This window comes from Actinomycetospora callitridis (genome assembly GCF_028737265.1).
In the GTDB taxonomy this organism is placed as follows: domain Bacteria; phylum Actinomycetota; class Actinomycetes; order Mycobacteriales; family Pseudonocardiaceae; genus Actinomycetospora; species Actinomycetospora callitridis.
This window is the reverse complement of sequence record NZ_JAQZAK010000020.1, coordinates 1-9329: the sequence shown is the minus strand read 5'-3', so window position 1 is coordinate 9329 and position 9329 is coordinate 1. Positions and strand designations below refer to the sequence as shown.

At 74.2% G+C, this 9329-nt stretch carries 10 protein-coding genes and 1 pseudogene; 5 read left to right on the top strand and 6 right to left on the bottom strand.

The annotated features are described in order from the left end of the window. The 3 genes from PH191_RS29895 to PH191_RS29885 form a co-directional block, all read left to right on the top strand. Positions 1-275, top strand: a 275-nt coding sequence (locus tag PH191_RS29895) for a hypothetical protein (protein WP_274198276.1), incomplete at its 5' end; no start/stop codon positions are given. Positions 276-527: 252 nt separating this feature from the next. Beyond that, positions 528-932, top strand: coding sequence for a hypothetical protein (locus PH191_RS29890; RefSeq protein ID WP_274198275.1), 405 nt, complete (start codon positions 528-530; stop codon positions 930-932). A gap of 224 nt (positions 933-1156) precedes the next feature. Beyond that, the gene (locus tag PH191_RS29885) at positions 1157-1453 is read left to right on the top strand and encodes a hypothetical protein (RefSeq protein WP_274198274.1); all 297 of its coding nucleotides are present in this window, start codon (positions 1157-1159) and stop codon (positions 1451-1453) included. Between the two features lie 72 nt (positions 1454-1525). Here PH191_RS29885 and PH191_RS29880 read toward each other — a convergent pair whose 3' ends face one another. The 3 genes from PH191_RS29880 to PH191_RS29870 form a co-directional block, all read right to left on the bottom strand. Next, the gene (locus PH191_RS29880) at positions 1526-3217 is read right to left on the bottom strand and encodes an MFS transporter (RefSeq protein WP_274198273.1); all 1692 of its coding nucleotides are present in this window, start codon (positions 3215-3217) and stop codon (positions 1526-1528) included. After that, positions 3214-3657 (bottom strand): MarR family winged helix-turn-helix transcriptional regulator, encoded by a 444-nt coding sequence (locus PH191_RS29875; RefSeq protein ID WP_274198272.1) that lies wholly within the window; start codon positions 3655-3657, stop codon positions 3214-3216. The genes PH191_RS29880 and PH191_RS29875 overlap by 4 nt, the downstream gene beginning before the upstream one ends. A 65-nt stretch (positions 3658-3722) precedes the next feature. Further along, positions 3723-4430 (bottom strand): hypothetical protein, encoded by a 708-nt coding sequence (locus tag PH191_RS29870; protein ID WP_274198271.1) that lies wholly within the window; start codon positions 4428-4430, stop codon positions 3723-3725. A gap of 230 nt (positions 4431-4660) precedes the next feature. Between PH191_RS29870 and PH191_RS29865 the strand changes: the two genes are divergently transcribed. Beyond that, a complete protein-coding gene (locus PH191_RS29865) occupies positions 4661-6148 on the top strand; it encodes a WS/DGAT/MGAT family O-acyltransferase (protein WP_274198270.1) in 1488 nt (495 codons plus the stop codon). Beyond that, positions 6145-6909, top strand: a complete 765-nt coding sequence (locus tag PH191_RS29860; RefSeq protein ID WP_274198269.1) for a class I SAM-dependent methyltransferase — start codon at positions 6145-6147, stop codon at positions 6907-6909. Before PH191_RS29865 ends, PH191_RS29860 begins: the two co-directional genes overlap by 4 nt. Here PH191_RS29860 and PH191_RS29855 read toward each other — a convergent pair. From PH191_RS29855 to PH191_RS29845, 3 genes and pseudogenes are all read right to left on the bottom strand, one after another. Next, the gene (locus PH191_RS29855; protein WP_274198268.1) at positions 6857-7516 is read right to left on the bottom strand and encodes a phosphatase PAP2 family protein; all 660 of its coding nucleotides are present in this window, start codon (positions 7514-7516) and stop codon (positions 6857-6859) included. The two genes, PH191_RS29860 and PH191_RS29855, sit on opposite strands and share 53 nt — an antisense overlap. Before the next feature lie 136 nt (positions 7517-7652). Beyond that, positions 7653-8303, bottom strand: a complete 651-nt coding sequence (locus PH191_RS29850; protein ID WP_274198267.1) for a class F sortase — start codon at positions 8301-8303, stop codon at positions 7653-7655. Positions 8304-8307: 4 nt separating this feature from the next. Beyond that, positions 8308-9329, bottom strand: a pseudogene (locus PH191_RS29845) (hypothetical protein); the annotation flags it as partial.

Here is a 9329-nt window from a genome sequence, read left to right as displayed (position 1 = left end):
CGTTCGCCTCCGCCCACGAGTCGGGCCACGACTCGGACCACGGCTCGGACCACGGCTCGCGCGGCAGCGACAGCTCGGACTGCAACGTCACCGGCGGCTCGTCCGAGGCCAACGGCGGCATCGACGGGGACTCGTTCCTCGGCAACGCCCTGATCCAGGCCCCGATCGGTGGCGCGAACGTCGCCAACATCGTCTGCAACGACATCCTCAACGACAACCTCAGCGGCAACAACGTCGCGGTGAGCGTCCTCGGTGGCGGCGTCCTGCCCATCTGAGCTCGCTCATCCTCTGACGGCACTCGCCACGGCGAACGTCTCCAGAGCCTCGCGAAGGCCCGGCCACCGATCGGTGGCCGGGCCTTCGTGCGTCTCGGCCGCCGAGGCATCGAACTCCATGCCACGTTCGGGGGGTTCGCGCCGCACGAGGTAACGCCGCCGTCACGTCCTCGTTGGGCCGTTCGGACCGTGGGCGATGTGCTCCCCAAGCCAAGCCGCCCACCCCGCTCCCCCGACACACCTGGAGTTCATGTGCTGAAGAAGATGGGCGTCGTCACCGTCGGCGTCGCCGCCGGCCTGATGGTCGCCGCCCCGTTCGCCTCCGCCCACGAGTCGGGCCACGACTCGGGCCACGACTCGGGCCACCGCTCGCACCACGGCAGCGACAGCTCGGACTGCAACGTCACCGGCGGCTCGTCGGAGGCCAACGGCGGCATCGACGGCGACTCGTTCCTCGGCAACGCCGTCGTGCAGGCCCCGGTGGGCGGCGCCAACGTCCTCAACGTCGTCTGCAACGACATCCTCAACGGCAACCTCAGCGGCAACGACGTCGCCGTGAGCGTGCTGGGCGAGGAGGCCGAGGTGCCCACGCCGGACGCCGAGGCGCCCGAGGCCCCCGAGGCGCCGGTCGACCCGGTGATCTTCGACGTCCTCTGAGCCTCGACCCGAGGTTCCCGGCGGCCCGGTCACCGTCCTCGGTGGCCGGGCCGTCGTGCTCCTCGGCCGGGAGTTCCCGCGGGGACATCCCCCGATCGGGGACGATCCCGCACTTCGGATCACGAGGACGTCACGGCCTCGTTGAGCCATCCGAGGCGTCGGTGCCGCGCTCCTCCGCTCTCCGGCCCACCGCCTGTTCCCCCGACAGACCTTTAGGAGTTCTCGTGCTGAAGAAGATGGGCGTCGTCACCGTCGGCGTCGCCGCCGGCCTGATGGTCGCTGCCCCGTTCGCCTCCGCCCAGTCGGAGGTCGACGAGAACAACAACGTCACCTCCAAGGGCAGCAACATCGGGGTCGACACCGGCAACGTCATCGGCCAGGGCAACGGCCAGGGCAACACCTTCAACGGCGTCGAGGTCCCGGGTCTCCCGGACGCCCCCACGCTGCCGCAGCTCCCGCCGCTGAGCGACTTCCTCCCGGAGCTGCCCAGCCAGTTCGAGCTCCCGGGCATCCCTGCCTGAGGCACGGCACCCGCGCGCGCACGGGCCCGGCCCACCTCCACGGTGGGCCGGGCCCGTGTCGTGTGTCCGGGGTCAGCGCGCGGCCGGCACCGCCGGCTCGCTCGGCACGACCGGATCGACCGGATCGGTCCCGTCCGGCACGACCACGACGGGGCAGGGCCCGCGGGTCCACAGCGCCCGGTCGGCGCTCGGAGCGACCAGCGCCGCGAGCGCGCCGCCGCGAGGACGCCCGACGACGACCGCCCGGGCGTGGTGGCGACGGGCGACCGCGACCAGCTCGCCGCCCACGTCGCCGTGGGTCCCCACCGGCGCGAGCGTCTCGGAGGTCACCGGCGCACCGGCGCCGCGGGCCTCACGGGCGGCCGCGAGGGACCGGTCGAGCGCACCGCCGGCACCGTCGTCGGCCGCCGCGTCGGCGACGAGCGCCCGCTCGGGCACGTGGACGACGACCAGCGGCGCGTCCAGCATGACCGCGAGCCGCCCGCCCGCCGCGGCGACCGCCGGGGCTTGCGGGGCGCCGTCGACGGCGACGAGGACCGGGCGGGGTGCGTCGTCCGGCTCGGTCTCCTCGACCGTCTCCGCGTCCTCCCCCGTCTCGACGGCGCGCAGGAGCCGGTGGGCGGTGGACAGCACGAGGATGCCGACCGCGACCACGACCGCGCCGACCCAGAACGGGGTGTCCGGCAGGAACGCCTCGGCGAGGAGGCCGGCGATCCACGGTGCGAGGCCGCCGCCGAGGAAGCGCACGAAGCTGTACGACGCCGACGCGACCGGGCGCGCGACCGGGGCCACGGACATGACGGCCTGGGTGACCAGCGTGTTGTTGAGCCCGATCATGGCGCCGGCGACGATGACCGCGCCGATGACGACGCCCGGGGTGTCGTTCCAGACCGCGATGACCAGCAGGTCGACCGCGAGCAGCCCGAGCACGTGGTAGAGGACCCGCACGGTGCCGAAGCGTCGCTCCAGCGCGGGGGCCACGAACACCGCGAAGATCGCGACCAGCACGCCCCAGGCGGTGAAGACGGCGCCGAGGCCGAGCTCGGACAGGTCGCCCATCGAGTAGGGCGAGTACGCGAGCAGGGTGAAGAAGCCCCAGTTGTAGGCGAAGGCGGTCACCGCGATCGTGGCGAGGCCGCGGTGGCGCAGCGCCCGGATCGGGTCGAGCAGGCCGATCTTCGTGGCGGGCCTGGGCGTCTTGTCCAGCAGCACGAGCGTCGCGATCAGGGCGATCGCCATCAGCACGGCGACGCCGAAGAACGGGGCGCGCCAGCTGACCGAGCCGAGCAGGCCGCCGACGAGCGGGCCGAGCGCGATGCCGACGCCGAGCGCGGTCTCGTAGAGGATGATCGCGCCGGCGAACCCGCCGCTGGCCGAGGCGACGATCACCGCCAGCGAGGTGGCGATGAACAGCGCGTTGCCCAGGCCCCAGCCGGCCCGGAAGGCGACGATCTCGCCGATGCTCCCCGACGCGCCGGCCAGGGCGGCGAACACGACGATGATCGACAGGCCGGTGAGCAGGGTCGCCTTGGCGCCGATGCGACTGGAGACCCAGCCGGTCACCAGCATGGCCACCGCGGTGATGAGCAGGTAGCTGGTGAACAGCAGCGAGACCTGCGCGGGCGTGGCCGCGAGCTGCTGGGCCAGCGCCGGCAGGATCGGGTCGACGAGGCCGATGCCCATGAACGAGATGACGCAGGCGAACGCCACCGCCCAGACGGCCTTCGGCTGACAGAACGGGCTGGCGGTGGGGGACGTGCTCACGACACTCCTCGCGAGGGTGCGGTCCGGGTCAGGCGTGACAGCGCCCCGGCGGCCGCGTCGACCGCGGCGCGCTCGTCGGGCTCGAGGTGGTCGAGCAGCTCGGCCAGGCGCGAGGCGCGCCGGGTCCGACGCGCGGTGAGGACCTCGCGTCCCGCGTCGGTCAGCGTCACCACGACCGCCCGGCCGTCGCTCGGGTCGGGGCCGCGCGTGGCGAGGCCGTCGCGCTCCAGCCGGGTCACCAGCGCGGTCATGCTCGGCTGGGTCACGCCCTCGCGCACGGCGAGGTCGGAGAGACGCTGCGGTCCGTCGCGGTCGAGCGTCGCGAGCGTGGACGCGGTCGTCAGACTGAGCTCACGCCCGGCGGTGGAGCGGATCGCCCACGCCGCGAAGGCGTCCAGCGCGGCCGCGGTGGCCAGGCGCTGGTCGATCGGTGCCGTCACCAGACCGTTGTATCAGCTAACTATATTGTCGGTCGATGTGTCGACGGGCACGGAGCCCGAGCGGCTCAGGAGCCGAAGGAGAGGACCGAGTCCGACTCCTCGGACTCGCCGCCGCCGAAGGACAGCAGCGACGTCGCGCCCTGCACGGTCGAGCCGAGGCCGCCCACGACACCGCCGAGCAGGCCGCCACCCCGGCCGCCACCCCCGGAGCCGGCGTCGTCCGCGCCGCCACCACCGCCGCCGCCGGAGCCCTCGGAGGGGGCCGAGCCGCCGCCGGAGCCGCCGTCGTCCGCGCCGCCACCACCACCACCGCCGCCGGTGGAGCCCGTGGAACCGCCTCCCGACGCGCCACCGCGCGCGGGGGTCCCCGCGTCGCGGACCGACGAGACGCGGGCGACCTCCCCGCCACTCGCGCTCGCACCGGAGCGGGCCGCGCGACCGGGGGCCGGCGCGTCGTCACCCGCGGAGCCCCCGCTCCCGGCACGGACGCCGAGCCTGCTGCCGGGGACACCCCGCGGGTCGACCGACCCGTCCGTGGCGGCGAGGTCGAGGACGGTGACCGGCGCCGGCGCGAGACCCGGCCCGAGGGGGAGTGCGGCCGCCGGTGCGCCGGTGCCCCCGCCGACGCTCGGCGGCCCGAGCGGTGCGTCGGAGCTCGCCGGGCTCATCACCACGGAACCGACACCGATGGCCCCGACGGTGGCGACCAGCGGGAGCGCGCCGAGCGCGATCCGGGCACGACGTGAGGACGCCGCCGACTGGTGCCTTCCCATGGCTGGCTCTCCGTCCGCTGGTGAGGTCCGGCGTGCACCACCGATCGGGTGAGCACTCCTCCGGAACGCTCAACGGACGTGACGTCCGGAGGTTACGGAGGCCGTGGCCGAGGACTTGAGTCCACCGATGAGGTGAATCGCGGCGCCCCGGATGCGCCGGGTGGCCGCAGGACGGCCGATGGCCACAGACTGTGCCCCCGCCGTGGTCGTCGACGTGGAGGTCAACCACCGTGAAGCAGCTGTCCGGTCTGGACTCGGCCTTCCTCGACCTCGAGGACGACCACCAGTTCCTGCACGTCAGCCAGCTGTTGATCCTCGAGCGGCCCGACGACCCCGACTTCGCGCCCTACCCGGCGTGGCGTCGCCAGCTCGCCGACCGGCTGCACCAGCTCGAACCGTTGCGGCGGCGGCTGGTCGAGGTGCCGTTCGGGCTCGACCATCCCTACTGGATCGCCGACCCCGACTTCGACCTCGACTTCCACGTCCGGCACAGCGCGGTGCCCCCGCCCGGCACCGACGACCAGCTCGACCAGCTCGTGGGCCGGCTCGTCGCCGCGCCGATGGACCGTGAGCACCCGCTGTGGGTCTCGCACGTCATCGAGGGGCTCTCCGAGAACCGGTTCGCGATCCTGACCATGATCCACCACAGCGCGGTGGACGGCGCCGCGGGCGCGGACCTCCTCGAGCTCATGCTCGACGACGTCCCCGACGCCGAGCCCCCGAGCCACGCGGGTGAGTGGACCCCCGAGGAGCCGCCCTCCACCGCGGAGGTCCTGGCCCGCGCCGCCGCGCACGGGCTGCGGCGCCCGGCACGCGGGCTGCTGCTCGCGGCACGGGCAGGCCAGAGCGTGGCCCGCGCGAGCCGCAATCCTGCGGTGATCGATCTCGCCGACAAGGTGCGCGGGAGCCTGCGCGGACCCCTGGGCTCCGTGCTCAACGTCGGCCGCGAGCGCGACCCCGAGCAGGACCTCCCCCGCCTGCCCCCGCTCGTCACGCCGCCCGCCCCGTTCAACGGCCCGGTCAGCCGCTACCGGCGTTTCGTGCACCGCGCCCTCCCGCTGGCGGAGGTCAAGGCCGTCGGGAAGGAGTCCGGCGCGACGATCAACGACGTCGTGGTGTCCGTGTGCGGGGGCGGGCTGCGACGGTGGCTGCTCGACCGCGGCGAGCTTCCCGACCAGCCCCTCACCGCGATGATCCCGGTGTCGCTGCGCGAGGGCAGTGACGACGGCGAGGACGAGCAGTGGACCAACCGGGTGTCGGCGACCGTGGCGGCGCTGCCCACCGACGTCGACGACCCGCTCGCGCGTCTGGGCGCGGCCCACGACGCGCTGCGCGTCGCCAAGCAGGTGTTCGCCGCGCTGCCGGGCGAGCTCACGCCCGACGCGGCGGGGCTGGGCGTGCCGGCCACCGTCACCGCCGTGAGCCGCGCGCTGACCCGGTGGAGCACGGTCGCGCCGGCGCCGTTCAACACCGTCGTGTCCAACGTGCCGGGACCGCGGGAGCCGCTGTACCTGGGCGGGGCGCGGATGACCCACTACATCCCGGTCTCGGCCGTCGCCGACCCGGTGGGCCTGAACATCACGGTCCAGAGCTACGTCGACCAGCTCGACATCGGGCTCCTGGCCTGCGCGGAGCTGATGCCCGATCTCCACACCCTCGCCGACGCCGTCGTCGAGGAGTTCGAGGCGCTGCGTGCGGCGGTGCGGGGCGGCGGGTGAGCGCCCGCGACCGTCTCGCCGACCTGCTCACGGTCCCGCTGCCGCCGGACGACGGCGCCCCGTGGATCGACCTGGTCGAGGGTCGGCCCGGATCGCGCGGACGCGTCCAGGATCTGTGGGAGACCGGCGGTGGTGCCGGCGCCTACGACCGGCTCCTCGCCGTGGGCGACCGGTTCGGCGGCGGCATCCCGGGGTTCGCCGGCGGCGACCTCGTGCGCGACTTCTACGACGTCGCCCGACGTCTCGACCTCGTCGGGGGCGACACGGTGCTCGACCTGGCCTGCGGACCCGGGACGCTCACGCGCCACCTCGCCGACGGGGTGGGGCCGGACGGGCTCGTCGTGGGCGCGGACCTCTCCCCGGCGATGCTCACCCGCGCGGCGAAGGCCGTCACGGCGGAGAACACCGTGTTCGTCCGGGCCGACGCGATGTCGCTGCCGCTGCGCGACGCCGTCGTCGACGCCGTGTCCTGCTCGCTGTGCCTGCACCTGGTGCCCGACCTCGACACCGCGCTGATCGAGATCGCGCGCGTGCTGCGGCCGGGCGGGCGCCTCGCGGCCGCCGTGCCCGCCCACGCGCCGGGACCGTTCCGGTTCACCACCGAGCTCCTGGCCCGTGGGGGTCAGGCCCGTCTGTTCCGTCGCGGCGAGCTCGCCGACGCCCTCGTCCGGCACGGCTTCGTGCGCGTCTCGACCCCGCACGACGGGCTCATCCAGATCGTGGACGCCGTCGCCCCCGGAGCAGCGCCCCCGCGAGGGTGAGGACGCCGGTCGTCGCTGCGACGACGCCGAGCGCGGCGACGACGTCGCTGGGCCGGTGCCAGCCGGCGACGATCGTCGCGACCCCCGCGAGGCCCGTCACCGCGATCGCGGCCAGCCCGGCGAGCGGGCGGAGCAGCCGCGGCACGACGAGCACGAGGGCCACGCCGAGCGAGGCGACGAGCGTGACGTGACCGCTGGGCAGGGAGTTGTCCTCGGCGGAGTCGGGGCGCACGAGGCCGGCCTTGAGCAGCTGGGTCACCACCTGGGCGCCGGCCACCAGGGCCACGACCGTCAGGGCCCGGTCGCCCCGCCCGCGGGCGAGCGCGAGGCCGGCGAGGACGACCACCGCCAGGGCCACCGAGGGGATGCCGACGAACTCGAGCATCCCGAGGCCCTCCCCGCGCAGGCCCAGGTCGGTGGCCGTCCGCATCACGGCGTCGTCGAGCGCGCGGCCGGTCGGGTCGAGCACGGCGACGACGTAGGAGCCGATCACCGCCGCGATGCCGAGGAGCACCGCGGCGACCGCGACCACGGTCCCCCGACGCCTGCCCCTCCGGGGCGGTGCGTCGAGGAGCGGCACCGTCGGGGCGGTCGCGAGGGTGGTCATGGTCCCCACGGTCCGTGCGGAGGGTGTGGTCCGGCTGACCGCGGCCTGTGCGGGGCCTGAGAACGCCCATCCGGCGAGACGCCGACGGCCGGGCCCCCTGTCCCCGGGGCCCGGCCGTCGTCGCTGTCGTCGCTGTCTACGCCCGGTAGGCCTCCACCGCGCGGGCGTACACGACCACGTTGTCCTCGTAGCTGCGGACGTCGGCGTCGAACTCGCCGCCGCAGGTGATGAGGCGCAGCTCCGGGCCGCTGGTCGGCCCGTAGACCTGGGCGGTCGGGAACGCGTCCTTCGGGACCATGTCGACCCGGTCGACGGCGTAGACGACGGTGACCCCGTCCTGGCGCTCGACGAGCACCTGGTCACCGGCCTCGACCTCCGCGAGGCGGGCGAAGCCGCCGTCGACACCGCGGTAGTTCACGTGCGAGGCGTAGACCGCCGGACCCCGCTCGCCGGGGGCCGCGCCGCCGGCGTAGTGGCCGACGGTCGTGGCGTCGCTCGGCACCTCGAGACGCCGGTCCTCGGTCTGGCCGAGCTCGGCGAGCTGCCGGGTGTCCACCCCGATCGACGGGACCTGCAGGTTCGTCGTGCTGGAGGCCTCGAGCGGCAGCGCGACGGCCGTCCGCTGCGCGGGCAGCGCGACGCTCGTCGGGCCGGTGCGCTGCGAGGGGTTGCCCATCACGTAGGCCACCACCAGCAGCAGCCCGAGGACCACGACGACGGCGATCGCCGCTTTGGTGGTCCCGCTCGTGCCGGTCTTCTCGTCCTTGCGGTCGATCACGGTGCCCATGGGATCAGCCCTGCCGCGCGAAGCGCCGGGCGAGGGTCAGGCCGGTGACACCGAGGCCGCCGAGCGCGCCGGCCGCCAGAGCGACCTCGACACCCGAGGCGCCGGAGTCCGTGCTGCCGTCGCCCGTCGCGACACCGCCGACGGGGTAGCTGTCGTACACGACGGTCTCGACGTCGTCGCCGTGCGCGTTGGCCTCGCAGGCCTCGCCGTCGTCGTCACGGTCCAGGCGGAACGGGTCCGAGCGGTCCCAGTCGAGGATCGCGTTGGCCTCGTCGTAGGTCAGCTCGTCGCAGTCGACGTCGTAGCGGTGGTGCCAGTAGGCGCCCCACCACTCGTACGACACGTGCGTGTTGACGAAGTTGATCGTGGTGTTGTACTCGATCACGGTCGGGCAGAGGTGCTTGACCACCTCACGCAGGTGCTCGAGGCAGACGTGCACGTCGGTCGTGTCCAGACCGCGGCAGAAGCCCTGCAGCTGGTTGCTGAGGTTCCCGAGGCCCGACGTGCCGGCGGGGAACTTCAGCTGCGAGATCGCGTTCAGGCAGGCGTCGTTGACGTTGTCGAACTTGCCGTCCACGGGCTGCGGGATGGTCGGCAGATCGGGCAGGCCGATCGGGTTCGCGCCGGCGCCGGGGACCAGGTCGTCGATGATCACCTGGACGGGCGGGAGACCGTTCTTGACGTCGTCCTCGGAGACGTCGGAGTCCTCGGAACCGCTGCCGTCGGTGGTCGTGCCGTCGGTGGTCGTGCCGTCGGTGGTCGTGCCGTCGGTGGTCGTGCCGTCGGTGGTCGTGCCGTCGGTGGTCGTGCCGTCGGTCGTCGTCCCGTCGGTCGTCGTCCCGTCGGTGGTCGTGCCGTCGGTGGTCGTGCCGTCGGTGGTCGTGCCGTCGGTGGTCGTGCCGTCGGTGGTCGTGCCGTCGGTGGTCGTGCCGTCGGTGGTCGTGCCGTCGGTGGTCGTGCCGTCGGTGGTCGTGCCGTCGGTGGTCGTGCCGTCGGTGGTCGTGCCGTCGGTCGTCGTGCCGTCGG

What these genes read in the sequence shown, in the direction of transcription:
- PH191_RS29870 (WP_274198271.1), bottom strand. Translation starts at nt 4,430, where the DNA reads ATGGGAAGGCACCAGTCGGCGGCGTCCTCACGTCGTGCCCGGATCGCG.
- PH191_RS29855 (WP_274198268.1), bottom strand. Translation starts at nt 7,516, where the DNA reads ATGACCACCCTCGCGACCGCCCCGACGGTGCCGCTCCTCGACGCACCG.
- PH191_RS29850 (WP_274198267.1), bottom strand. Translation starts at nt 8,303, where the DNA reads ATGGGCACCGTGATCGACCGCAAGGACGAGAAGACCGGCACGAGCGGG.